This is a genomic window from Gordonia ajococcus (assembly GCF_012974285.1).
Lineage (GTDB): Bacteria > Actinomycetota > Actinomycetes > Mycobacteriales > Mycobacteriaceae > Gordonia > Gordonia amicalis.
In genome coordinates this window covers 538,629-562,192 of the sequence record NZ_CP052884.1, presented here as the reverse complement: position 1 = coordinate 562,192, position 23,564 = coordinate 538,629, and the positions used below count along the sequence as shown (strand labels likewise).

At 67.8% G+C, this 23,564-nt stretch carries 21 protein-coding genes; 14 read left to right on the top strand and 7 right to left on the bottom strand.

Going from position 1 to position 23,564, the window contains the following annotated elements:
- Positions 1-57 precede the first annotated feature (57 nt).
- The 6 genes from GAA2_RS02515 to mnhG are packed head-to-tail and all read left to right on the top strand — an operon-like array spanning position 58 to position 6,780.
- On the top strand, positions 58-3,030 hold the full coding sequence (locus GAA2_RS02515) for a Na+/H+ antiporter subunit A (protein ID WP_191834693.1): 2,973 nt from the start codon (positions 58-60) through the stop codon (positions 3,028-3,030).
- On the top strand, positions 3,027-3,716 hold the full coding sequence (locus tag GAA2_RS02510; protein ID WP_006436900.1) for a Na(+)/H(+) antiporter subunit C: 690 nt from the start codon (positions 3,027-3,029) through the stop codon (positions 3,714-3,716). The genes GAA2_RS02515 and GAA2_RS02510 overlap by 4 nt, the downstream gene beginning before the upstream one ends.
- Complete coding sequence (locus tag GAA2_RS02505) at positions 3,713-5,326, top strand: Na+/H+ antiporter subunit D (protein WP_191834692.1); 1,614 nt, start codon at positions 3,713-3,715, stop codon at positions 5,324-5,326. The genes GAA2_RS02510 and GAA2_RS02505 overlap by 4 nt, the downstream gene beginning before the upstream one ends.
- Positions 5,323-6,177: a Na+/H+ antiporter subunit E gene (locus tag GAA2_RS02500; protein WP_191834691.1), complete on the top strand. Its 855-nt coding sequence runs from the start codon at positions 5,323-5,325 to the stop codon at positions 6,175-6,177. Before GAA2_RS02505 ends, GAA2_RS02500 begins: the two co-directional genes overlap by 4 nt.
- On the top strand, positions 6,174-6,437 hold the full coding sequence (locus GAA2_RS02495; RefSeq protein WP_006436903.1) for a monovalent cation/H+ antiporter complex subunit F: 264 nt from the start codon (positions 6,174-6,176) through the stop codon (positions 6,435-6,437). The genes GAA2_RS02500 and GAA2_RS02495 overlap by 4 nt, the downstream gene beginning before the upstream one ends.
- A 10-nt stretch (positions 6,438-6,447) precedes the next feature.
- Positions 6,448-6,780, top strand: a complete 333-nt coding sequence (gene mnhG / locus GAA2_RS02490; protein WP_006436904.1) for a monovalent cation/H(+) antiporter subunit G — start codon at positions 6,448-6,450, stop codon at positions 6,778-6,780.
- Between the two features lie 462 nt (positions 6,781-7,242).
- On the opposite strand, the gene GAA2_RS02485 is transcribed toward mnhG, so the two are convergent.
- The 4 genes from GAA2_RS02485 to GAA2_RS02470 all read right to left on the bottom strand — a co-directional run bounded on the left by GAA2_RS02485 (position 7,243) and on the right by GAA2_RS02470 (position 10,090).
- Entirely contained in the window at positions 7,243-8,364 is a 1,122-nt protein-coding gene (locus tag GAA2_RS02485; RefSeq protein WP_191834690.1) for a glutamate--cysteine ligase, read from the bottom strand.
- Positions 8,365-8,396: 32 nt separating this feature from the next.
- Complete coding sequence (locus tag GAA2_RS02480; RefSeq protein WP_191834689.1) at positions 8,397-9,077, bottom strand: superoxide dismutase family protein; 681 nt, start codon at positions 9,075-9,077, stop codon at positions 8,397-8,399.
- A 135-nt stretch (positions 9,078-9,212) separates the two neighbouring features.
- Positions 9,213-9,698 (bottom strand): LytR C-terminal domain-containing protein, encoded by a 486-nt coding sequence (locus GAA2_RS02475; protein ID WP_006436907.1) that lies wholly within the window; start codon positions 9,696-9,698, stop codon positions 9,213-9,215.
- A gap of 47 nt (positions 9,699-9,745) precedes the next feature.
- A complete protein-coding gene (locus tag GAA2_RS02470) occupies positions 9,746-10,090 on the bottom strand; it encodes a DUF3263 domain-containing protein (protein ID WP_006436908.1) in 345 nt (114 codons plus the stop codon).
- Positions 10,091-10,357: 267 nt separating this feature from the next.
- Here GAA2_RS02470 and GAA2_RS02465 point away from each other — a divergent pair, with 267 nt between their 5' ends.
- Genes GAA2_RS02465 through GAA2_RS02440 form a run of 6 tightly spaced genes read left to right on the top strand, consistent with a single transcriptional unit; the run spans position 10,358 to position 14,754 of the window.
- Complete coding sequence (locus GAA2_RS02465; protein WP_191834688.1) at positions 10,358-11,185, top strand: esterase/lipase family protein; 828 nt, start codon at positions 10,358-10,360, stop codon at positions 11,183-11,185.
- A 20-nt stretch (positions 11,186-11,205) separates the two neighbouring features.
- Entirely contained in the window at positions 11,206-11,817 is a 612-nt protein-coding gene (locus GAA2_RS02460) for a peptide deformylase (protein WP_040004806.1), read from the top strand.
- A 30-nt stretch (positions 11,818-11,847) separates the two neighbouring features.
- Positions 11,848-12,903, top strand: a complete 1,056-nt coding sequence (locus tag GAA2_RS02455; protein ID WP_191834687.1) for a GNAT family N-acetyltransferase — start codon at positions 11,848-11,850, stop codon at positions 12,901-12,903.
- A complete protein-coding gene (locus tag GAA2_RS02450; RefSeq protein WP_191834686.1) occupies positions 12,903-13,460 on the top strand; it encodes a ribonuclease domain-containing protein in 558 nt (185 codons plus the stop codon). Before GAA2_RS02455 ends, GAA2_RS02450 begins: the two co-directional genes overlap by 1 nt.
- Positions 13,457-13,969: a barstar family protein gene (locus tag GAA2_RS02445; protein WP_191834685.1), complete on the top strand. Its 513-nt coding sequence runs from the start codon at positions 13,457-13,459 to the stop codon at positions 13,967-13,969. Before GAA2_RS02450 ends, GAA2_RS02445 begins: the two co-directional genes overlap by 4 nt.
- Positions 13,969-14,754: an exodeoxyribonuclease III gene (locus GAA2_RS02440; protein WP_191834684.1), complete on the top strand. Its 786-nt coding sequence runs from the start codon at positions 13,969-13,971 to the stop codon at positions 14,752-14,754. The genes GAA2_RS02445 and GAA2_RS02440 overlap by 1 nt, the downstream gene beginning before the upstream one ends.
- Before the next feature lie 10 nt (positions 14,755-14,764).
- Here the strand turns inward: GAA2_RS02440 and GAA2_RS02435 are convergent, their stop codons facing one another.
- From GAA2_RS02435 to mbtM, 3 genes are all read right to left on the bottom strand, one after another.
- Complete coding sequence (locus GAA2_RS02435) at positions 14,765-15,844, bottom strand: hypothetical protein (RefSeq protein ID WP_191834683.1); 1,080 nt, start codon at positions 15,842-15,844, stop codon at positions 14,765-14,767.
- A gap of 836 nt (positions 15,845-16,680) precedes the next feature.
- Positions 16,681-17,436 (bottom strand): siderophore-interacting protein, encoded by a 756-nt coding sequence (locus tag GAA2_RS02430; protein ID WP_191834682.1) that lies wholly within the window; start codon positions 17,434-17,436, stop codon positions 16,681-16,683.
- A complete protein-coding gene (gene mbtM / locus GAA2_RS02425) occupies positions 17,433-19,097 on the bottom strand; it encodes a long-chain-fatty acid--ACP ligase MbtM (protein WP_006436916.1) in 1,665 nt (554 codons plus the stop codon). Before mbtM ends, GAA2_RS02430 begins: the two co-directional genes overlap by 4 nt.
- 338 nt (positions 19,098-19,435) lie before the next feature.
- On the opposite strand from mbtM, the gene GAA2_RS02420 reads away from it, so the two are divergent.
- A complete protein-coding gene (locus tag GAA2_RS02420) occupies positions 19,436-22,891 on the top strand; it encodes a non-ribosomal peptide synthetase (RefSeq protein WP_006436917.1) in 3,456 nt (1,151 codons plus the stop codon).
- Positions 22,892-22,951: 60 nt separating this feature from the next.
- Positions 22,952-23,560, top strand: a complete 609-nt coding sequence (locus tag GAA2_RS02415; protein WP_006436918.1) for a GNAT family N-acetyltransferase — start codon at positions 22,952-22,954, stop codon at positions 23,558-23,560.
- Positions 23,561-23,564 lie beyond the last annotated feature (4 nt).

Below are 23,564 nucleotides of genomic sequence, written 5' to 3'. Positions count from 1 at the left end.
TAGTTCCCGCGGGCGTTCGCCCGTGACACCCCGCCGGGAGAAAGACGGAGTGCCCTTTTGATATCCGTGTTGACTGCGTTGGCAGTGTGCGTACTGATAGCGCCCGCAGTCATCCACTGGATCGGCACCCGGGGCTTTTACATCCTCGCACTCGCGCCGCTCGGCGCCCTGATCTGGGTGATCTCCCACTGGCCCGACCCGGAAGCCGACCGCGCCGTCGTGGAGACGGTGAGCTGGGTTCCGTCGCTGCAGATGGACATCGTCACCCGGTTCGACACCCTCGCGGCGATCCTGTCCGTGCTGATCCTCGGCGTCGGCGCCCTCGTGCTCTGCTACTGCGCCCACTACTTCGACGACGCCCGTCCCCGCGTCGCACTGTTCGGCGGCGAGATGGTCGCCTTCGCCGGTGCCATGTTCGGTCTGGTCGTCTCCGACAACATGCTCGTGCTCTATGTGTTCTGGGAGCTCACGACCGTGCTGTCGTTCATGCTGGTCGGCTTCTACGGCGTCCGCGCGACAGCCCGACGGTCGGCCACCCAGGCGCTGCTGGTCACCACCTTCGGCGGCCTGGCCATGCTCGTCGGCATCATCATGCTGGGCGAACGGTCCGGGACCTACCTGCTCTCGGAGATCATCGCGACCCCGCCGACCGGCGTCTACGTCGACGTCGCGATCGTCCTGCTGCTCATCGGCGCACTCAGCAAATCGGCCATCGCCCCGTTCCACTTCTGGCTCCCGGGCGCCATGGCCGCCCCCACCCCGGTCAGCGCGTACCTGCACGCCGCGGCGATGGTGAAGGCCGGCATCTACCTGATCGCGCGCCTCGCACCGGCCTTCTCGGTCACCGCCAGCTGGCAGGTCGCCGTCGTCGGACTGGGCGCGTTCACGATGGTCCTCGGCAGCTGGCGGTCGCTGCGTGAACTCGACCTCAAGCTCATCCTGGCCTTCGGCACGGTGTCACAGCTCGGGTTCATGGCCGTGCTCGTCGGCATCGGCGACGCCAACGTGGCCATGGCCGGACTCGCCATGCTCGTCGCGCACGCCATGTTCAAGGCCTCGCTGTTCATGGTCGTCGGCATCATCGACCACGCCACCGGTACCCGCGACATACGTAAACTCGCGCGGCTCGGTCATCGGCTACCCGTGCTCGCCATCACCGCCGCGGTCGCCGGCGCCAGCATGGCCGGCATCCCCTTCACCTTCGGTTTCATCGGCAAGGAAACCGCCTTCGCGTCGGTCTGGGACACCGGCGCCCTCGCCCCCTGGCAGGCCCACACCGTCGACATAGTGCTGCTCGTCGGCTCGATCATCACCTGCGCGTACACGCTCCGTTTCCTGTGGGGAGCCTTCGGCCGCAAGGTGCGGCACACGCCCAGCCCGGCAGTGGCGAAGATGCACGCACCCTCATGGGCCTTCTACCTCTCCCCGGTCGTCCTCGCGGTCGCCGGAGTGGTGGCCGGACTCGTCAGCGGACCGATCGGCGATCTCTTCGAGCCCTACGCCGAGACCCTGAACAGCTACGGCCACGAGATCGAACACCTCGCCCTGTGGCATGGATTCGGCCTCCCGGTGATCTTCTCGATCATCGTCATCGTGGGCGGTGTGATCGCCTTCCTCGGCATCCGCCGAATCCGCGACCGCGTCTTCGGGTTCCGGCCCCTGCTCAACGCCGACCGCATCTACGACGCTGCGCTGCGCTCGGCCGACACCATCTCGCTGCTGCTGACCCGCAACACCCAGCGCGGTTCACTGCCCATCACCCAGGGCGTCATCCTGTGCACGGCGATCCTGCTGCCGACGATCGTCCTGTTCCTCGGCGCGCGCGACCGGCTGCAGGTCGACTACAGCGCCACCGCGGTCCAGGTCGTCATCGGCGGAATCATGATCGCCTCGGCGCTCGCCGCGGTCGTCCTGCGCAATCGTCTCGCCGCGACACTGTTGGTCGGCATCACCGGCTACGGCTGCGGCATGCTGTTCGCGCTCTACGGCGCCCCCGACCTCGCACTCACCCAGTTCCTGGTGGAGACCCTGACGCTGGTCATCTTCGTGCTCGTGCTGCGCAAGCTGCCCGCCGAGCCGGAGAAGCGGCATGCCACGGGCTTCAAGCCCCTCCGCGCGCTGATCGGTCTCGCATTCGGCGCCATGCTCGTGGTGATCGGTCTGTACGCGGCCTCCGCGCGCTCGACCGAGCCCCTGCACGTCGACCTCCCCGAAGCCGCCTACGAGTACGGGCACGGCGCGAACGCGGTGAACGTGCTCCTGGTCGACATCCGCGCCTGGGACACGATCGGCGAGGTGTCGGTGCTGATCGTCGCGGCGACCGGCGTCGCCTCGATGGTGTTCCGCAACCGACGCTTCGGCGCGGCACCACGCGTCGCCGACGCCATCCGGCTGCAGGCGGGCATCAGTGGCGACGATTCGGACGACGACGATCCGATCCCACCCGACCGCACGACGTGGCTGCTCGGGTCGGGTCTGCGCGACCCGCGGCACCGTTCGATGGTGCTGGAGGCGACGACACGTCTGCTGTTCCCGACGATGGTGGTGCTCTCGGTCTACTTCTTCTACGCCGGCCACAACTCGCCGGGCGGTGGGTTCGCCGGCGGACTCACGGCGGGACTCGCACTCGTCCTGCGGTACCTCGCCGGCGGACGCTACGAGCTCGGTGAGGCCCTGCCGATCGAACCGGGCCGCATCCTGGGCGCGGGTCTGGCGATCTCCGCCACCACCGCGATCACCTCGATGTTCCTCGGGGCCCCGGCGCTCTCGTCGGCCGTCTTCGAGATCACCGTCCCCGTCCTCGGCGACATCAAACTGGTCACCGCGCTGTTCTTCGACCTCGGCATCTACCTCATCGTGATCGGCCTCGTGCTCGACGTGCTGCGCAGTCTCGGTGCGCGTCTCGACGTCGAGACGACGGTGGCCCGCACCACGGTCCGGTCCCGGACCTCGTCGGAGACGGTCCCGGCCGAATCGGACGAACCGACAGCCGAGAACGTACCGACCGGGAAGGGGCAGGTGGCGCGATGAGCACCAACCTCCCGCTCCTGCTGGTCGTCGGATTCATGGCCGCCTGCGGTGTGTACCTGCTGATGGAACGCAGCCTGGTCCGGATGCTGTTCGGCCTGCTCCTGTGCGGCAACGCGCTGAACCTGATGATCATCGTGGTGTCCGGCGGGATGGGCAATCCGCCGATCCTGGGCCGGTCGTCGGAGAACCGTGCAACCGACGCCGACCCGCTCGCACAGGGGATGGTCCTGACCGCGATCGTCATCACCATGGGTGTGGCGGCGTTCGTGCTCGCGCTCGTGTACCGGCTGTTCGTGATCAACCGAGACGACGACGACGTCGAGGACGACGTCGAGGACGTCAAGATCAAGACCGGCACGCTCGACACCGCCCCCGACCGCGACCGCAGCGACGACCCGGTCACCTTGTCCGACACCGTGACCGGCGACTACTTCGACGACGCGGGCAACCCGCTCACCCCCGAGGAGGTCGCCGAGCGGCACTCCGCCCTGCATGAGACCGACATCATGCCGACCGACTCGGACGTCATCGACGAGATCGGTTCCGACGACACCGAGGACGACCCGGACGTCGTGGGCGACAAGGTGCCCGACGACGACTCGGGCGAGCCGAATGTCATCGGCAGCTCCGGTGAGAAGATCGCCGCCGACGACGCAGCACACAGCTCCGAAGGGGGTGACCGATGACTCCGCAGCCGTCCTGGATTCCCGTCCTGATCGCCCTGCCGACGCTGGTGCCCCTGGGCGCCGCCGCGCTGTCGCTGCTGCTGGGCCGGAGCCCCCGGTTCCAGCGCGTGGTCGCCATCGTGGCGATCTCGGTGGCGTTCATCACGTCGTGTCTGCTGCTCTACCTGACCGACCGGCACGGCACCTTCGCCGTCGCGATCGGCGGTTGGGGCGACAAGGGTTACCCCAACGGTCCTCTCGGGATCACGCTGGTCGTCGATCAACTGGCCGCCCTGATGCTCGTCGTCTCGACGATCGTGCTGCTCTGCGTCGTCGTGTACGCGATCGGTCAGGGCATCCGGGACGGCACGGCGCAACAGCCGACGTCGATCTTCCTGCCGACCTATCTCATCCTCACCGCGGGTGTCTGCAACGCCTTCCTCGCCGGCGACCTGTTCAACCTGTACGTGTCCTTCGAGGTGCTCCTCACCGCGAGTTTCGTGCTGCTGACGCTCGGTGCCAGTGAGGAGCGCGTGCGAGCCGGCGCGTCGTACGTGATGGTGTCGATGGTGTCGTCGCTGATCTTCCTGGCCGGCATCGCCTTCGCGTACGCCACGACCGGCACGCTGAACCTCGCGGAGATGGCCGTCCGTCTCGACGACGTCTCCAGCGGCACCCGCAACGCGCTCTACGCCGTGCTGCTCGTGGCCTTCGGCATCAAGGCCGCGGTGTTCCCGCTGTCGACGTGGCTGCCCGACTCCTACCCGACCGCACCGGCGCCGGTCACCGCGGTGTTCGCGGGCCTGCTCACCAAGGTCGGTGTGTACGCGATCGTCCGCGCCCACACACTGTTGTTCCCCGGCGGGTCGATGGACACGGTGCTGATGGTCGCGGGACTGCTGACGATGATCGTGGGCATCTTCGGTGCGATCGCACAGTCCGACATCAAACGTCTGTTGTCGTTCACCCTCGTCAGCCACATCGGCTACATGGTCTTCGGTGTCGCCCTGTCCTCGGAACTCGGTATGTCGGCGGCGATCTACTACGTCGCCCACCACATTCTCGTCCAGACCACGTTGTTCCTGGTGGTGGGGCTGATCGAACGTCAGGCGGGTTCGGCGTCACTGCGCCGTCTCGGCGGCCTCATCGCCAGCCCCGTCCTCGCCATCCTGTTCCTGGTCCCGGCCCTCAACCTGGGCGGTATCCCGCCGTTCTCCGGGTTCATCGGCAAGGTCGCCCTCCTCGAGGCCGGCGCGCAGAACGGCTCGGTGCTGGCCTGGATCCTGGTGGCCGGCTCGGTCGTCACCAGCCTCCTCACGCTGTACGTGGTGGCCCGCATCTGGACCAAGGGATTCTGGCGGCCCCGCGCCGACGCCCCTGAGGGCGAACTGGCCGACCAGGGACCGTCCGCGCTCATCGACGAACGCGACGACGGCGCCTTCTCCGACCGTGAGGACGTCGGCCGCATGCCGGCGATGATGGTGCTCCCCACGCTCGCGATGGTCGTCGCCGGCCTCGTCCTCACGGTGTGGGCCGGCCCCATCTTCGACTTCACCGACAGCGCCGCCACCGACGTCGTCCACCGCGGCGTGTATATCGAGGCCGTGTTGGGCGGAGGTGGATCACGATGACGACCGGGAAACAGCCCACCGGCAAGCAGACCGGCCACGAGCACGAGCGTGCAGGGGAGCCGAAGCGGCGCGCACCCGTGGTCTCCACCAAGGGACCCGTCCTGTCGCTGGTGATCAACACCTGGCGGGTGTCGCTGCTGTTCGTCTTCTGGCACTTCGTCAGTGCCCTGGTGTGGCTGCGCAATCACACGAGCCTGCCCAAGTGGCTCGGCGGCGACGGCCGCGAGGTCGGGGTCCGGCTGTGGACCATCGCCTGGCTGACCTTCGTGTGGGTCTTGTTGTGGGGCACCGTCTCCTGGGCGAACGTCATCGGCGGTGTCGTCCTGGCGATCGCGGTGCTCACCGTGCTGCCGCTGCCCCGCGTGCCCGTCGAGGGCCGTATCCATCCGTTGTCGGTGGCGCGGCTCCTCGTCCGGATGATCGTCGACTTCTTCGTCTCGAGTGTGCAGATCGGCTGGATGGCCCTGCGTCCCGGCCGTCCGCCGCTCGGCGCGGTCGTGCGAGTCCGGGTGGCGATCAAGTCGGACATGGTTCTCACGCTCGCCGTCGACTACCTGAACCTCGTGCCGGGCACGATGGTGCTCGAGATCGATCACCGGCGGCGCATGCTGTACGTCCATGTCTTCGACGTCCGCTCGGAGAAGAAGGTGCGCGCCTTCTACGACCAGGTGGCGTATGTCGAGCGCATGTTCATCAAGGCCTTCGAGCGCGACAGCGAATGGCATCCCAGCCCGTACCACGGCATCGACGAGGACTTCCATCACGTGCGGCCCATCGAGCCGGTCGACGGCGCCCGACCGGCCGAAGAACCTGACCGGACCACGGGCCGGTCGGATCGAGGGGGGTCATGAGCGTGGTGTGGACGATCGTGGCGGCGATGCTGTTGCTCGCCGCGGTCCTGACGACGGTCGCGATCCTGCGGGGTCCGACCACACTCGACCGCCTGGTCGCGCTCGACGTACTGATCGCCCTGTGCATGTGTGGCCTCGGCGTGTGGGCGGCCTACAGCCGGGACTCGACCGTCGTGCCGGCCATCGTCGCGCTGTCGTTGGTCAGCTTCGTGGGATCGGTGTCGATCGCACGCTTCCGTGTGCGGGATGACCAGACATGACGGTGAAGAAATGATTGTGGACATCGTCAGCGCGACGCTGATTCTCGTCGGCTGCCTCCTTGCGGTCACCGCGGCCATCGGCCTGGTCCGGTTCCCGGACACGCTGAGCCGAATGCATGCGGCCACCAAACCGCAGACCTTCGGCCTGCTGCTGGTCCTGATCGGCGCCGTCGTGCGACTCGGCGACAGTGTCGACAGTGGAATGCTCATCCTGGCCGGACTCTTCGCGCTGATCACCGCACCCGTGGTCGCACACCGGATCGGACGCCTGGCGTATCAGGAGCAGCGTGCCCGCGACGGCCTCATGGAGGAGCGGGACATGGAGGCACCCGACCGGGATTAGCTCCCGCTCCCTGAGTAGGCAACCCCACTGCCGGTTGAGCCGACACACAACCCCACCGCCGGTTGAGCCGACACCGTGCGCAGCGAGGCGTCGCGTCGAAACCCCGTTGAGCCGACACACAACCCCACCGCCGGTTGAGCCGACACACGACCCCACTGCCGGTTGAGCCGACACCGAGCGCAGCGAGGCGTCGCGTCGAAACCCGGCCGCCACCACACCCACCGACCGGTTGAACCAACAAGGCACGAGGTTTCGACGCGGTGGCTCGCTTTGCTCGCTACCGGCTCAACCAGCAAGGCACGAGGTTTCGACGCGGTGGCTCGCTCCGCTCGCTACCGGCTCAACCAGCATGGCTAGGCTTCGACGCGGTGGCTCGCTCCGCTCGCTACCGGCTCAACCAACAAGGCGCGGTTTCGACGCGGTGGCTCAACCGGCAGGCCCTGAGCGCCGGTTGACGTACGGTCAGTCCAGCTCGGCGACCACCGATGCGACGACGTCGCGCATCGAGTGGGTGTCGCGGTACACCGCGCGCTGCCGCTGATAGCTGGCGCCCTGCGCGATGATGTTCTCGATCCCGGCGAGTTCGTCGACGCAGTCGAGGTCGCGCGCGATCGGCTGTAGGCGTTCGAGCAGGTCGTGGAGATCCTCGGTGACGAGTCTCTCGGTGCAGTCCGCGTCGAGGATGACGATGGCCTCGAGGCCGTAACGCGCTGCCCGCCACTTGTTCTCCTGAACCAGCCAGGGCGCCATCGTCGGCAGCGTCTCGCCCGCGGAGAACCGGCGGTCGAGATCGACGACGAGGCAGTGGATCAGCGCGACGATCGCCGAGAGCTCACCGAGGTTGGTCATGCCGTCGCAGACCCGCACCTCGATGGTGCCGAGATGCGGCGACGGGCGGATGTCCCAGCGGATCTCGTTGAGGTGGTCGATGATCCCGGTCGTCTTCTGATCGGCGACGAAGGCCTCGAACTGCTCCCAGGTCTTGAACTGGAACGGCAGCCCCGCGGTCGGGAGCTGCTGGAACATCATCGCGCGGTTGCTGGCGTAGCCGGTGTCCTGGCCGGCCCACATCGGCGACGACGAGGACAGCGCCAGCAGATGCGGATAGTAGTTCAGCAGGGCGTCGAGGATCGGGAGCACCTTGTCGCGGTGGCTGATCCCGACGTGGACGTGGACGCCCCAGATGAGCATCTGCCGACCCCACCACTGGGTGCGCTCGATGAGCTCGGCGTACCGGTGCCCTTCGGTCAGCAGTTGGGTCGAGTACTCGGCGAACGGATGGGTGCCCGCGCCGTAGAGGTCGACGCCGAGCCCTTCGGTCAGTACCCGCACGATGCCGAGTGTGTCGGTGAGGTCCGCGACCGCCTCACCGGTCGTCCGGCAGATGCCGGTCACCAGCTCGACGGTGTTGCGGAGCAGCTCCTTGTGGATCTTCCCCAGACGTTCCGGGTGATGCTCCTCGACCGCGGCGAAGAGCGCCGCCGCCGAGTTCGACAGATCGCCGGTGACCTTGTCGGTCAGCGCGAATTCCCACTCGACCCCCAGCGTGGGGGACGGCGACCCGTCGAACTCGATCGGTGTCATGGACGGCCGCGATCGCTGTCGGATCGCGGTGCCTAGCTCTTCTCTTCGATGACGCCGCAGGCGATGCGGGAGCCGGCGTCACCGGTCTTCAGGGTGTCTTCCTTCGGTCCACCCGGGTACTTGTCGGCCGGGATGTTGCCGAAGTTGTCGGCCTTCTCGTGGATCATGATGGCCTTGCCGAAGACCTGCTGGAGCTTCACCGCGTCCGTCGTGGTGACGGTACGGCCCGTGTGGTCCTCGAGGATGTTGATCGAGACCAGGTCACCGCTCGAGGGGTGGCTGGTGTTCCCGTCGACCTGCAGGTGGCCGCCGGCCGAGGTGAAGGCCTGCGCCCCACCGGAACCGGCGTCGCACACACCGTTCTCGTGGATATGCATGCCGTGGAAGCCCGCCGGCAGATCGCCGTCGGTGACGCGCACGCTGACGGTGACCGGACCATCGCTCTCGGACTCGGCCGAGAAGGTGGCCTCGCCGACGACCTTGCCGGACGTGTCCTTGATCTCGGCGACGGCGGTCTGGCCGGTGGGCTCGCCGTCGACGTCGTCCGCAGCACCCGGAGGCAGCGGCTTGTCGGTGACCACGGGCGGCGTCGTGCCGGGGACATCCGTGGGATTCTGGTCGGGGCTGCAACCGGCCAGGGCAACCCCGATCAGTCCCGCGGAAGCCAACGCGGCGAGGGCGCGCGACGCGGCGAGTTTCGAACGTCCGGACATGTCACTCCTTGATCACTGTCACCGGGATTGCGCCCGGCTGGGGCGGTTCACTGGGCGTCGGCCCAACGGTGCGCGACGACTACAGGCGCGCTGTTGAATTTTCTGAATGCTTCGACGATAGTCCGGCGGCGTACGTCACGATCCACTGACCGCGGTCACCACGATCACCGGCAACCCGCCCCGGCACCGGGTGAACGAGCTGGGACGTTCCTCGACGGAGACGGTGCCGCCGAGCGCGTCCGCCAGCTGATCGGCCTGCGCCTTGTCGGAGTCCTCGTCGTAGAAGATCGTGTTCTCGCTGAAGCCACCCGCGGTGTAGTTGCCGGGCTGGGCCATGGTGTAGCCCTTCTCCTTCAGCAGGTCGGTCACATCCGAGGCGAGTCCGGACACCTGGCCGGCGTTGATCACGCACACACGCTTCGCCGACGCCGACGCGGAGGTCGACGACGGGGTCGCGGAGGTGGGCGTCGAGGTGGCGGTCGCGGTCGTCTCGGCCTCCGGTTCGCTTCCCGAGGTCGCCGCGGAATGCCAGCCGAGCCCGATGAAGACGACGGCCACTGCGAAGAGCATCATCGCCCCCGCGCGCAGCGGGAGGCGATTGGGCTCACGGTCTGCATTCATCACCGACGACCTTAACGCACCTCGGATGGCTGACCGGGGTCAGCGTCTCAGGTGATCTCGAAGCCCAGACGGCGCGCGGCGCGGGCCTTCTGGCGCGACGCCCTCAGCCGCCGGAGTCGCTTGACGAGCATCGGATCCGCGGCGAGCGCTTCCGGGCGGTCGACCAGCGCGTTGAGCACCTGGTAGTACCGGGTCGCCGAGAGTCCGAAGAGTTCCTTGATGGCCTCTTCCTTGGCGCCGGCGTACTTCCACCACTGCCGTTCGAAGGCCAGGATGTCGTGTTCCCGGCGCGTCAGTCCGTCCGCACCGAGCTCGTGCGGATCGAGCTGGACTCCGTTGTCGGGGGTGGGTTGATCGCCGTCGTTCTGGCTACGCGCAGCTGCGCCGTCCATCTCACTCCCTCACCGATAAACCTGATGACCCTCACACCGTCGCTGACGTGCGCCGGGCCGGCGGACCGACCCGACCCGGGTTTCCCGATTCGGACCTCGGAGGACACGGCGACGAATCACAACGGTGTGGTTCGCAGACAATCTAACCACGGTCTCGACGTCCCATCGCGCTGTGACTCGCCACGACGCACGCTCGACCGGGGCCACGTGTGAGCCGTCGCTGTTAGCCTCGCCTCACCACGTACACGTCGATCCGGGGGGAATCGGATGATCTCAGGACTGTCGCGCGGCCTGACCGCGTTGTTCGCCGGCGTCGGCATCGCTGCGGGCACGGCTCTCGCCGCACCGGCGGTGGCCGCGCCGGCCGCGTCGGGTGAGCCTCTCGTGGTGATCGTTCCGGGCCACCAGCTCTACGCCGACGAGCGCCAGAACGAGGAGACCTTCCGGCCGCTCGCCGACGCCATCCGCTCGGCCGGGCACCGGGTCGTCTACGCCCACGCGAGCGGCCGCGACGTGGCCTCCGACGCCCGGTTGATCAGGGACGTCGTCGACCCGCTCACGGCGGGCGCCGATTCGGTCGGCATCGTCGCCCACAGCGCCGGCGGCCTCGGTGCGCGTCATTATCTGAAGTTCCTCGGTGGCGCCCGGGTGGTCGACGAGTACGTGGCGATCGGCACCGCCCAGTACGGCTCTCCCGGCGGATGTTCGCAACCGCGCGACGGAGGCTACGACACCTGCATGTACGCCGACGCCGTCACACGACTCAACGAGGGTCCGGATGCTCCCGGCCCGACCCGCTATTCGGTCGTCCAGAGCGACGGGGAGTGGACCGACGGCCGGCTCGACGGCACGGCGCAGTGTCGCGCCTACTCGCCGGTGCCCCTGGCCAACACCGGATTCGACCACGCCATCGAGATGCGGGACCCGACGATCATCGCCCGGGTGGTGACGTCGCTCCGGGGCGGTTGCGCCGGGCAGGTCGTCACCGATCCCGTCGATGGCTTCGATTGGCAGTCGACCCTGTTCCCGGGCATCCCGGGCCCGCTGGGTGACGCCGTCCGCGACGCCGTACCCGGCGTCGTTCCGGCGCCCTGAGCAGCTATAGGGTGATCGACATGGCGATTCTCCCGATCTGCATCGTGGGCGAGCCGGTGCTGCACCAGCCCACCTCCCCGGTTCCGCTCGACGCGGACGGCCGTCCGTCGCAAGACGTCATCACCCTCCTCGACGACATGTTCGAGACCATGGACGCCGCCCACGGCGTCGGGCTGGCGGCCAACCAGGTCGGTGTCGGGTCCCGCATGTTCGTCTACGACTGCCCTGACGGCGACCGCATGGCCACCCGTCGTCGCGGCGAGGTGATCAACCCGGTCCTGGAGACCTCCGAGATCCCGGAGACCATGCCCGATCCCGACGACAACGACGAGGGCTGCCTGTCCGTGCCGGGCGAGCAGTTCCCCACCGGCCGCGCCGACTGGGCACGCGTCACGGGCGTCGACCGGACCGGCGCCGAGGTCGTCATCGAGGGCAACGGCTTCTTCGCACGGATGCTGCAGCACGAAGTGGGACACCTCGACGGCTTCCTCTACGTCGACGTCCTCGTCGGCCGCAACGCGCGGGCCGCGAAGAAGGCCATCAAGCGCAACAAGTGGGGTGTACCCGGACTGACCTGGCTGCCGGGCGCCGTCGCCGACCCGTTCGGGCACGACGACGATGACGACGACTGACCGATTCTGACCAGGCCACAACGGACGACAGTGTCCCAGCTGCACACGACGAAGTCGGGCGCCGTGATCGGCGACCGAGTCGTCGTGCGCTATCTGCTCGGTCAGTCGACCCCCGCCGATTGGCGCGGCAATCCCGGTGCGGCGCAATCGGATGTCACCGGCATCCTGATCGACGACGCCGACCCGATTCGCCTGGAGCGCGACGGCGAGGTGGTGTCGGTTCCGGCGAGCTCCGTCACCTCGGTGCGGCTGCTGTCGGCCAGGCCGGTGCGCAACAGCGAGATCCGCACTCTGGAGGGTGTGGCCGCACGCTCGTGGCCGGGTGTGGAGACGGCGTGGATCGCGGGATGGTTCGTCCGCGCCGGACACGGGTTCAGTCGCCGCGCGAATTCCGCGGTCCCACTGGACCGTTCGGCACACCCCGACGCGACCACGCTCGGGCGGATCGCACAGTGGTACGCCGACCGGGGGTTGCCGCCCCTCCTCGCGCTTCCGGAGCGATTGCTGACGGCGTCGACCGTCGGTGGCGTCGACGACGTCGAGGTGCAGATGCTCACCGCCGACCTCCCGGCGCTGGCGACTCGTCTGGCCGGGTCCCGTTCCGGCACCGTCCGTCTCGCCGACGATCCTGATGTGGACTGGGTGTCGGCCTACTCCGGGCACCGCTCCGGCCACGACGCCCACGCGGTACGCGAGGTGGTGACCGCCGGCGACGGTCCCCGAGCCTTCGCCGCGATCCACGCCGACGGGTCGACCGAGGCCATCGCGATCGGTCGGGGCGTGGTCACCGAATCACCGGACGGCCTCCGATGGCTGGGACTGTCGGCACTGTGGACCGATCCGGAACGACGCCGAAGCAGGTTGTCGTCGCAGGTCCTCGCCGAACTGGTGGCATGGGGTGCCGAGCACGACGCCGGCCGCGCCTACTTGCAGGTCGAGACGACCAACCGCCTCGCCGGCGCCTGGTACCGCCGGCTCGGCTTCGGTCTGCACCACAGCTACCGCTACGTCACCCCTGCCATCCCCGCCGGCGACCTGCCCACCCCCGACGTTCCCGTCCCTGCCCCCGCCCCGCAGGAGCACTGATGCCACGCCGCACAGGCTCGACACCGACCGTCGCACAACGTCGTCGGCAGGCCGCGATCACCACGGTGGCCTTCGTGGTGATCGCGCTGGTCTTCGCGGTGACCTGGTTCGTCGACGGCGGCAGCGATTCCGGCGCCGACGACTCCGCGACCGCCGGCACCGTCTCGCAGTCGAGTTCGATCACTCGAACGCCCGCCGCCACGACCACTCCCAGGTCGGGCACCACAACGTCCGGGTCCACCGCGCCGAAGACGCGTGCGCCGGCCGCGGTCCCCGCGCACGTCACCCGCACGCTCGCGCTCATCGACGCCGGCGAATGGCCGGAAGCCGCACGGGCCCCGGGCACGAAGGGCGGGCTCACCTTCCGTAACAACGAGCGTCGGCTGCCGTCCACCGATGCCGACGGACGCCGCATCGCCTACCGGGAATGGGACGTCAACCCGAAGGAGCCCGGCCGCAGCCGAGATGCCGAACGGATCGTCACCGGGAACGACGGGACCGCCTGGTACACCGCCGATCACTACCGCTCGTTCATCCTGATCCGAGGACCGTCATGACCGCACGCGACGGTCTCGGTGCTCGCCTCCGCCGATTCCTCGACGACGCCGGAAGAGAAGGCTCGGCGGTCGGGCTCACGATCGAGCCTGAGCTGCCCGACCTGGGCCCCGACACCCGTCTGCGTACCGTCAGCGGTACTGCGGCGACCACGACCGGTGCGCTGTTCACCGCGTTCGCCCGCGTGTGGGACTTCCCGGATCACTTCGGCCGCAACCGCGATGCCTTCGACGACTGCATGCGCGACCTCGACGCACCCGACGCCGGCGGCCGAACGCCGTCGATCATCGTCAGCCACGTCACGAGGGCTGACCGGCTGCTCGAGCAGGATGACGCCGCCTTCGAGTGGTTCGCCGACTCGATCGGCTTCTATCGCGACCACTATCGTGACGCCGGAAAGACATTCGCGCTGATCCTGTCGGCCGCCCCTTCCCGGTCCTCCGCCGTCCGGGCCCGCTGGGACGCCGCGGGTGTGGCGGTCGCCGAACTCGACAACCGCAGGGAGGGCTGATGCGGATCGCCACCTGGAACGTCAACTCCATCCGAGCGCGTTCGGAGTCGATCGTCGAATGGATGGAACAGGCCGACGTCGACGTCCTGGCGATGCAGGAGACGAAATGCCACGACGACGCGTTCCCGCTGATGAGTTTCCTCGCGTCCGGGTACGACGTCGCCCATGTCGGGCAGGGCGCCTACAACGGGGTGGCGATAGCGTCGCGAGTCGGACTCGACGGGGTGGAGATCGCGTTCGACGGGGTGCCCACCTATCCGGTCGACAACCAACCGATCCGAGAGGCCCGGGCGATCTCCGCGGTGTGCGCCGGGATTCGCGTCTGGAGTCTGTACGTCCCCAACGGCCGAACGCCCGAGGACCCGCACTACGAGTACAAACTCCGCTGGCTCGACGCCCTCGGTGACCACATCGCGCTCCGGTTGGCACACGATCCGGCCGCCGAGATGATGCTGGCCGGCGACTGGAACGTGGCGCAGACCGACGACGACGTCTGGGACCGCGAGTACTTCGAGGGACGCACCCACGTCACGCCGCCGGAACGTGCTGCGGTGCAGCGCTTCCTGGATGGCGGCCTGGTCGACTCCGCACTCCCCTACGCCCCGGGTTACACGTTCTGGGACTACACCCAATTACGTTTCCCGCGCAACGAGGGGATGCGTATCGACTACGCGTTCTGTTCACCCGCGCTCGACACGCGCGTCATGGGCGCACATGTCGACCGTGACGCGCGAAAACGCAAGGGCGCCAGCGACCATGCCCCGGTGGTGTTCGAGCTCGGCTGAGATCACGACCTCACCACCGAAATATGCTGCGCAGCGGACTGAGAGCGATGGAAGAAACCTTGGCCGCAACCTGGACTGTGGCCTTGCCGAGTTCCTGGAACACGACCCCCGGGTTCTTCTTCGCGTAGTCGATCGTCTCTGGCACGTACTTGCTGTCGATCGCGGAGGCCTGCTCGAACACATATGCGTAGGTCGCCACGGTGACACCCGCCAGGTAACCGACACCACTCCCACGCTTGGCCATGCTCTCGGAGAACCGGCTGGCGGCTTCTCCCACCAGTCCGGCGATCACCTTGATCGGCTTGCCGTCAACGGCGCCCATGGTCAACCCGATACTCGTCAGAAAGAGGTTCGCGCGGCCCAAGTCGGTACCGCCGAGGATGCCGACCGCGATCGAAGCCCAGTCGACGAATGTCCGGTAAGCAGTGCTCGACAGGAACGCGTTGTACTGGGTAACGGTTGACGATCGCGACGAGTAAGTGCGGATCGGCGATCCAGTTCCGGCACCAGGGTTGAGCCCGCCGAACATGTCGCCAGCAGTTGGCCCGGCGATAGTGATGGCGGTTGGAATCGAGCGCACACTCCCCGTGACCTCGCCGTCCGCGTCGAACCATATGGCGCCGGTCCCGAGGTTGTACATCGTCGAACCGCTCCGGGGCGCGGACACACTCACTTGTGTGAAGCCCCCCGAAGTCTTCTGGATGAGAATCGATTCGCCCGGCTGGAGCACCTCGATCCACACTGTCTCGACCTCGCTGGTGGTCGACGCCGTGACGAGAACCGCAACGGGAGTGTCGTAGGCGTTCGCATAGACGAGATGTTCAGAATCGTAGCCGGCGAGACCCTCGAGCACTCCGGACGCATACGGTGGGAAGTTCGGCGATTCAACCAGTTGCCCAGTTTCGTCATAGTAGAGGTAGGTCGCAGGTGCGGTGACTTGTTCTGCGGTGATGAATGGAAAGAAGATGCCCTCCGGATCACGTTGCCTCACATACGCCAGGTACGCGGACGCAAACTCGGCCGATCCCACCGGCGGCAAGGGCAGCGGTTCTCCTGCCGGAAGCGGCTGAGATTCTTCTGCGGAGATCATCGGCGCAGCGTCGGCCCTGCCTGCTCGGCCGGATACCAAAGGTAGGCCCCGAACGCGCAACTGCCCTGTGTGTTCAACGGTTGGTGCGCGGACAACCGGTGCAACCGGTGCAACCGGTGCAACCGAGGTGATCGGAGGTGCGCCGGTGCCGTGCAACTCCTGGTCCACAGGTCCACTCGATGTTCCCGCTTCCGGGATCTCGGGTGCAGGGATGTCGGAGTCCGTTCCCGTAGCAGCCTGCTCGTCCCACGGCGTCCACCGAACCGGACGCTTATCGGCGCCCACCGGTTCTGGATCTTCTGGGATGCCCGAAGAGGCCGGCTCGGGCAGGGCGTCGACCGACTCCGGGCCCCCACTTACAACCGAACGGGACTCACCGCCCTCCTCGGGGCTCGAGTCGTCCCCAGAGACGAGGTTCCCGGAATCAGCCTCTGTGTCAGCGGAATTCGAGTCGGAATCCATCGGGATCGACGGATGTCCCGTGTCCGAGGGCGCTCCGGCAGATGAGAACTCAGCCCCCGTTCCCGACGCCGAGACCGACGTCTCAGCTCCCCCATCGGGGGTGTCTGCACCCGCAACTCCGGCACCGAGAGCAGCCGCGCACACAACCAACGCTCCACCGCCAACGGCTTTGACGACGCCGATCCACATCCGGGAGTGCTTCAACGTCTGTGCCTCCTGAGCATTCACCTTGGACCAAGTCCCCTGCCGATGAATGCTATTCAGGCTCCTTGAGGCGAAGTATCCCCCGAAGGAGTGAATGATGTTGGCAGCGGAAGCGATCGTGCGGTGCGACCACGGAACCGAGAGGATCGGTGCGTCGGGCAGGAAGAACCTCAGACGAACGACTTTCCCGGAATCCAGTAGGCCTGTGCCTTCACCGACTTCTTCGGGATGCCGTACTCGTTCCTCAGCGTCGCCGAGACCGCGCGGGTGCTGACGGAGTCCAGTGCGACCCAGCCGAAGTGGTCGTCCGCCGCGAACGCCGAGGCGCGCACGGCGTGGACGAGTGCGGCGCCCTCGTCCTCACGCGCGATCCAGTGGACGGTGTCGTGCGCACGAGCACGCAGCGGCTGGGACCTGTCGCTCTCATGCTGGTACTCCAACCAGATCGTGGCAGGCATCTCCGGGCGATCGGATGCCTCGATGGCGTCGAGCAGCGAGTTGATCGCCGGCAGTGAGGCCGGGTCGCCGGCGATGATCCAGCCGCGGATCCCGTCTGCGGGCATCGCGAACCTCGAACCCATCACGGTCGCGTTGATCGTGTCCCCGGGCTGCGCCTGCTGCGCCCAGCGGGCGGCGATGCCGTCGTGGATCGCGAACTCGATCCCGAACGTGTCGGCGACGGGGTCGGCATCGACGACGGTGTATCCCCGCTGATGGAGTCTTCCCGCGTCGTCGAACCACAGCCGAATCCACATCGTGGGGTGCGGTGCCCTCTTCGCGAGCAGCCCTCCGCCGGTGAACGTCAGGCGCACATAGTGATCGGTCACCACCTCGGAGCCGGTCACGGTGAGCCGGAAGTCGTCGCCGCCCAGCAGCTTGAGGACGGCGCCCTGCCATCCACGACCTCTTGTCACCACCTGGCTCACTGTCGCTCGACCGATCCGAGCGTCCCGTCCTCGACCATCTGGCGGGTTTCGAGGCGACGGATCTTGCCCGAGGTGGTACGTGGAACCGAATCCGGGGCCACGAAGATCACCTCCGCCGGCATGATCCCGCATGCCGATGCGACCTCCGACATGACCTCGGCACGAGCCTTTTCCGGGTCCGAACCCTTGTACTCGGCGACGATCACCAGGCCCGGACGCGACGACCCTTCGCCCCGCGCCATCGCGACCACGCCGCCACGCCGAACGCCGGCGGCCTCGGCGGCCGCGCGCTCGATCTCGATCGGGAACAGGTTGCGTCCGGCGACGATGATGACCTCTTTGGCCCGTCCACAGATGACCAGGCGGTCGTCGATCAGGTAACCGAGGTCACCTGTGGAGAACCATTCCCCCGCACCGAGATCGGCGCTGCCGAGATAGCCGCGCATCATCGAGGCACCACGGATCTCCACGTGGCCCACGGAACGACCGTCGATGGCGGGAACGTCAATATTCGGTTCGACGATCCGAATCTGCATGCCGCCCAGCGGCTTTCCGAGGATCGCGTACCGGCGTCGAATGGGCTCGCCGCCGCCGGGCGGAGTCACGGTCACCTCGTCGTAATGTGCGCCCTCGCCGACTGCGGGCATCGTCACGGCACAAGCGGATTCGGCCATGCCGTAGGCGGGTGCCGCCGCCGAGCGATCGAAACCGAACGGCGCGGTCGCCTCCAGGAACTTGTCGAATGCGTCGGCGTCGATCGGCTCGCCGCCGCTGATCGCGACGCGGAGGTTCGACAGGTCGACGTCGCGCAGGAGCTTCCCGTAGCGACCGAGGATGTCGTAGGCGAAGTTCGGGGCGGCCGTCACGGTGGCCTTCGTCTCGGTCAGCCACTGCATCCACTTGAACGGCGCGGCGGCGAACGCGGTGTTCGGCACCACATAGGTGGAGATGCCGGTGGTCATGCCGGCGAGCAGAAACATCAGGCCCATGTCGTGGTACAGCGGGAGCCAACTGAACCCCGTGTCGCGGGTGCGGTGCAGCCCGAGGCGGCTCACGAGTTCGATCGCGTTGGAGTACACGGCCGACGCCGGGAGCACCGCGGTCTTGGGGTCACCGGTCGACCCGGCGGTGCCCTGCAGGACAGCGACGGTGTTGCTGTTGACGTTGCGGGCGACGAAGTCGGTGGTGTCGGCAGCGACACCGAACTCGGCGACCCGCGCGATCCTGAGGTGACCATCGACCTTCGAGAGCAGGTCGAGCTGGGAGCCGCTTCCCAGGACTGTGCCGACGCCGATCGAGACGAACCGCGAGTAGGTGGTCTGCGCCCACCGGTCCTCGTCGGCTCCACGGATGGGTCCGGGCAGAATGCTCACCGGCACTCCGACGAGCCACGCACCCTGGATCGCGGCGATCAGGTCGACGGTGGGATCGCCGATGAGTCCGACAGCGAGCGGCTCGTGCAGCTCACTGTCGGCGAGTAGCTGCATCGCGATCTGCTCGGCGCGTGCGTGGACCTCGCGCCAGGGCGCGGTGACCCACTCGCCGGTGTCGGAGTCGAGCACGGACAGCGTGGTGTTCCCCGCCGACATCGCCTCTCGGACAGTTGCTGCGAGGGTATTGGTGGAGCCGGCCTCCTCCAAGACCACGCTGCTCTGCGACATGTTCGTTCCCCGTTCTCGCCGACCGCGACGTCGGCTATCTCGTTCATCTGGCGAATGGCGTCCACTGCGCCGGAGCGCGCGAATCGCGTGGGTCGCGGCGACCGAACTCAACTCACCACCCTTGGGTAGGTTAGCCTAATCTTTGTAACGCACAGGGGTGGTCCATTGCTCACCGAAGCGTGATTCAGATCATCTGGCGACATGACGTTCAATAACTTAGGCTAACCTAAGTTTTGTCGCCGGCGGACGTTGGTCGCGGCGACTAGTTAGTATACCCTACCCTAAATTGACGTACACGATTAGACGACGCTCCCGAACCGCGAGAGGCACTTCGGCTGATGGCCACGAACTCCGAGATGACATCCACCATCACCGATCTCGCCGACCCTGCCGTCATCCGTGCCGAGGTCGCCGGCGCTCTCGGCGTGACACCGGAGTCCCTCGACCCCACCCAGGACCTCATCGCCCAGGGACTCGACTCCCTGCGCATGATGCGACTGGCCGGCACCTGGCGCAAACGCGGCATCGACATCGACTTCGCCCGCCTGGCCGCCGCACCCACACTCGACGCCTGGACCGCACTCATCGGAAGTCCCGCGACCACCGCAGACACCGACGAGTCCCCGGAGAACGTCGACCCCACAGCACCTTTCCCGTTGGCGCCGATGCAGCACGCGTATTGGATCGGCCGCTCCGACAGCCATGCGTTCGGCAACGTCGCCGCGCACCTCTACATCGAATTCGACGGTCACGACATCGATCCGGACCGCTTCACCACCGCCATGGGCGAACTGCTGGAGCGCCATCCGATGCTGCGGGTCCGCGTACTCCCCGACGGCACCCAGGTCGTCGGACCCGCCCATCCCGAGGCCATCGCCGTCCACGACCTGCGCAGCCAATCGGCCGAGATGGTCGATGCGATCCTCGCCGAGAAGCGTTCACACGGAACGCATCGAGCCCTCCCGGTCGAGGAGGGTGCGGTCATCCGAGCGGAACTGAGCCTGCTGCCGGGCGGTTCCACCCGCGTACACCTCGACGTCGACATGATCGCGGCCGACGCCATGAGCTACCGCGTCTTGGTCGACGACTTCAGTCGTCTCTACCGCGGGGAGACCCTGCCGGAACTCGGGGTCACCTTCGCGACGATCACGGCCGACCGGACGTCCCGTGATATCCGCGACGAGGACCTCGCATGGTGGCGGGAGCGCATCCCCCACCTGCCCGGACCGCCCGAACTCCCACTCGACGATCGCGCCGCCCGCGGCGAGACGGAGCCGCGCAGTGTCCGCCTGCACCATTCGGTCTCCGCCTCCGAGTGGAAGCGACTCGAGGAACACGCCCACCGCCGGGGCGTCACCCCCGCGGCTGCGGTGGCGGCGGTCTTCGCCGAGGCCGTGGGCACGCATTCCGCGAATTCCCGGTTCCTGCTGACTGTTCCGCTGTTCGATCGTCCGCAGATCCATCCCGATGTCGAACGCGTGGTCGGCGACTTCACGTCCTCGATCCTCGTCGACGTCGACCTGAGCGAACCGGCGACGCTGGCCGAGCGCGCACGCCAGATACGTTCGGCGATGCACGACGCCGCCGCCCACGGTTCGATGAACGGCCTCGACGTCCTCCGCGAACTCGGGCGTGCACGAGGCGAATCCGTCGTCTCGCCGGTCGTGTTCACCAGCGCGCTAGGGCTCGGCGATCTCTTCTCCGCGCAGTCCACCGACGTACTCGGAGACCCCGCGTGGATCGTCTCACAGGGTCCCCAGGTACTGCTCGACGCACAGGTCACCGAGATCGCCGGCGGCCTTCTCCTGAACTGGGACGTCCGGGTGTCCGATCTCGACGAGACCACCGCCCGCGCGATGTTCGACTACTACGTCCGTCTCCTCGGCCTCCTCGTCGACGGCGAGTGGGACCTGGCCGCGCCCGATCCGGTCGCCGATGAGGTTCGTACACAACGTCGTTCGGTCGAGCACCCGCTCCCTGCCACCGATGTCTTCGACGGCACCCTGCACGGCACGATCCTGGGCCGCGCGGCGCAGCGGTCCGCGTATCCGGCGGTCATCACCGACGACCGCACCTGGACGCACGGCGAGCTCACCGACGACGCACTCCGTGTGGCCGGCGCACTCACCGCGGCGGGCGTCCGCACCGGGGACACCGTGGTCGTCCACCTGCCCAAGGGCGGCGACCAGGTCGTCGCCGCACTCGCCGTGCTCGCCGTCGGCGCCGCCTACGTACCGGTCGCGCCGACGCAACCGGAGGCCCGCCGGGACCGGATCGTCTCCATCGCCGGACCACGCGCCGTGCTCACCGCCGATGTCGGCGCCTGGGCGGACGGCGACGGACCTGCCGTGATAGACATCGCACATGCCCGAACCGCGGCACCGGCCGAGCCCGCGGAGGTGTCCGGCGAGGCGTTGGCCTACATCCTCTTCACCTCCGGATCGACGGGACTGCCCAAGGGCGTCCAGGTCCCGCATCGTGCCGCGGTGGCCACCCTCACCGACCTCGTCGACCGCTACTCGCTCGACGAGCGTGACCGCAGTCTCCAGGTCTCCTCGCTCGAGTTCGACCTCTCCGTCTTCGACATCTTCGGACTGCTGGCCGTCGGCGGCGCCGTGGTGGTGCCCGGTGACGACGAGCGCATCAAGATCGACGACTGGGTGCGACTTCTCACCGAACACTCGGTGTCCGTACTCAACTGCGTGCCGTCGATCCTCGGCATGATCCTCGACATCGGTTCGCTGCCCGCGTCGATGCGGGTGATCATCATGGGCGGTGACAAGGTCGAGGTGTCGCTGCTCGACCGGGTCGCCGCACAGCTGCCCGACTGCCGGGTCGCCGGCCTGGGCGGCACCACCGAGACCGCGATCCACTCCACGATCTGCGATGCGGACGACGTGCCCGCCGGGATGGCGTTCGTGCCCTATGGCGTTCCGCTGCGCGGCGTCCGGTGCCGGGTCGTCGACGAGACCGGCCGTGATCGTCCCGACCTCGTCCCCGGTGAACTGTGGATCGGCGGTGCCGGCGTCGCCGACGGCTATCGCGGCGATCCCGAGCGCACGGCGGATCGCTTCGTCCGCCACGACGGCGAGACGTGGTATCGGACCGGTGATCTCGCCCGCTATCTGCCCGGCGGATTCCTCGACTTCCTCGGCCGCGCCGACCACATGGTGAAGGTGCGCGGCTACCGTGTGGAGCTCGGCGAGGTCGAAGCCGGACTGCTCGGGCTCGACGAGGTCGGTTCGGCGGTCGCCTGGTCCGACGGCCGCGACCTGCGTGCCGCCGTCGTCCCTGCCGGGACACGGATCGACGAGGACGAGATCCTCGCCGGACTCTCCGAAACGCTGCCGCCACACATGATCCCGCGTTCGATCGCCGTGCTGGATGCTCTGCCCCTCACGGCGAACGGGAAGTACGATCGCAAGGCACTGGCAACCCTCATCGACCCGTCGGACACCGGCCCGGCGGTCGTCGCACCGCGTACTCCGCTCGAGGAGGCGCTCGCCGTGATCTTCTCCGACGTACTGCCGGTCCGACCGATCGGTGTCACCGAGGACTTCATCTCGCTCGGCGGCGACTCGGTGCAGGCCACCCGCCTCGTGGCGCTGTCGCGCACCTGGCTCGACGCCCCGCGCCTGTCGGTCGCCGACATCTTCGGTCACCGGACCATCGCAGGCCTCGCCGAACGGCTCACCGCCCTCGAAGGCCCGCGCGTCACGCGCGTCGCCGAGATCCTCCTCGGCGTCGTGGCCCTGACCGACGACCAGGTGGACGCCGAGCTGGCCGGGACCTGACGCGCAGCCGGCAGCCCCGGTACCCACCACGACCGCAGACTTCACGACAGCAAAGGCATCATGACCACTTCATCGGCACCCGCGTACGACCTGCACTCGGTCGATCTCGACGACCTGTCGCACGCCGTCACGGTCCACGGATGGCTCACCCATCCCAAGGCCAAGTACTGGGACATGCTGGAGAGCTCGGTCGCGGACGTGGAGAAGATGATCCGGGAGACCGCGGCAGCGACCACCGGCACGCCCTACGGCATGCGTCTGGGCTACCACGACGGCCGACCGCAGTTCCTGTTCGAACTGTACGATCCGCAGACCAGCGAACTCGCCGACCCCGCAAGCGGTTACGTCCATGCCGAGGGCGACATCGGGATGCACCTGCTCGTCGCCCACGCCGAGCAGGCCCTGCCCGGATTCACCGGCGCGGTGATGCTGCACATCATGCGGACGGCGATCCTCGAGGTCGGCGCCGCGCGAGTGGTCGTCGAACCGGACGTGCGCAACACCGCGGTCCACCGCCTCAACGCCAGTGTCGGATTCCAGGTCGACGGCGACTATCCGGTCGGCGACAAGACCGCTCATCTGAGCTACTGCACGCGCGACGACTTCCTCCGCGTCACCGCCGGCGGCACCAGCGTCGGCGCGGTCGAGGTGACGGACCTGGGAGCGTGATCCG

Bases quoted from the DNA above. Each gene is read 5' to 3' on its own strand.
- GAA2_RS02510 (WP_006436900.1), top strand. From the start codon at position 3,027: ATGAGCACCAACCTCCCGCTCCTGCTGGTCGTCGGATTCATGGCCGCC.
- GAA2_RS02505 (WP_191834692.1), top strand. From the start codon at position 3,713: ATGACTCCGCAGCCGTCCTGGATTCCCGTCCTGATCGCCCTGCCGACG.
- GAA2_RS02500 (WP_191834691.1), top strand. From the start codon at position 5,323: ATGACGACCGGGAAACAGCCCACCGGCAAGCAGACCGGCCACGAGCAC.
- GAA2_RS02495 (WP_006436903.1), top strand. From the start codon at position 6,174: ATGAGCGTGGTGTGGACGATCGTGGCGGCGATGCTGTTGCTCGCCGCG.
- mnhG (WP_006436904.1), top strand. From the start codon at position 6,448: ATGATTGTGGACATCGTCAGCGCGACGCTGATTCTCGTCGGCTGCCTC.
- GAA2_RS02485 (WP_191834690.1), bottom strand. From the start codon at position 8,364: ATGACACCGATCGAGTTCGACGGGTCGCCGTCCCCCACGCTGGGGGTC.
- GAA2_RS02480 (WP_191834689.1), bottom strand. From the start codon at position 9,077: ATGTCCGGACGTTCGAAACTCGCCGCGTCGCGCGCCCTCGCCGCGTTG.
- GAA2_RS02475 (WP_006436907.1), bottom strand. From the start codon at position 9,698: ATGAATGCAGACCGTGAGCCCAATCGCCTCCCGCTGCGCGCGGGGGCG.
- GAA2_RS02470 (WP_006436908.1), bottom strand. From the start codon at position 10,090: ATGGACGGCGCAGCTGCGCGTAGCCAGAACGACGGCGATCAACCCACC.
- GAA2_RS02465 (WP_191834688.1), top strand. From the start codon at position 10,358: ATGATCTCAGGACTGTCGCGCGGCCTGACCGCGTTGTTCGCCGGCGTC.
- GAA2_RS02460 (WP_040004806.1), top strand. From the start codon at position 11,206: ATGGCGATTCTCCCGATCTGCATCGTGGGCGAGCCGGTGCTGCACCAG.
- GAA2_RS02450 (WP_191834686.1), top strand. From the start codon at position 12,903: ATGCCACGCCGCACAGGCTCGACACCGACCGTCGCACAACGTCGTCGG.
- GAA2_RS02445 (WP_191834685.1), top strand. From the start codon at position 13,457: ATGACCGCACGCGACGGTCTCGGTGCTCGCCTCCGCCGATTCCTCGAC.
- GAA2_RS02440 (WP_191834684.1), top strand. From the start codon at position 13,969: ATGCGGATCGCCACCTGGAACGTCAACTCCATCCGAGCGCGTTCGGAG.
- GAA2_RS02435 (WP_191834683.1), bottom strand. From the start codon at position 15,844: ATGATCTCCGCAGAAGAATCTCAGCCGCTTCCGGCAGGAGAACCGCTG.
- mbtM (WP_006436916.1), bottom strand. From the start codon at position 19,097: ATGTCGCAGAGCAGCGTGGTCTTGGAGGAGGCCGGCTCCACCAATACC.
- GAA2_RS02420 (WP_006436917.1), top strand. From the start codon at position 19,436: ATGGCCACGAACTCCGAGATGACATCCACCATCACCGATCTCGCCGAC.
- GAA2_RS02415 (WP_006436918.1), top strand. From the start codon at position 22,952: ATGACCACTTCATCGGCACCCGCGTACGACCTGCACTCGGTCGATCTC.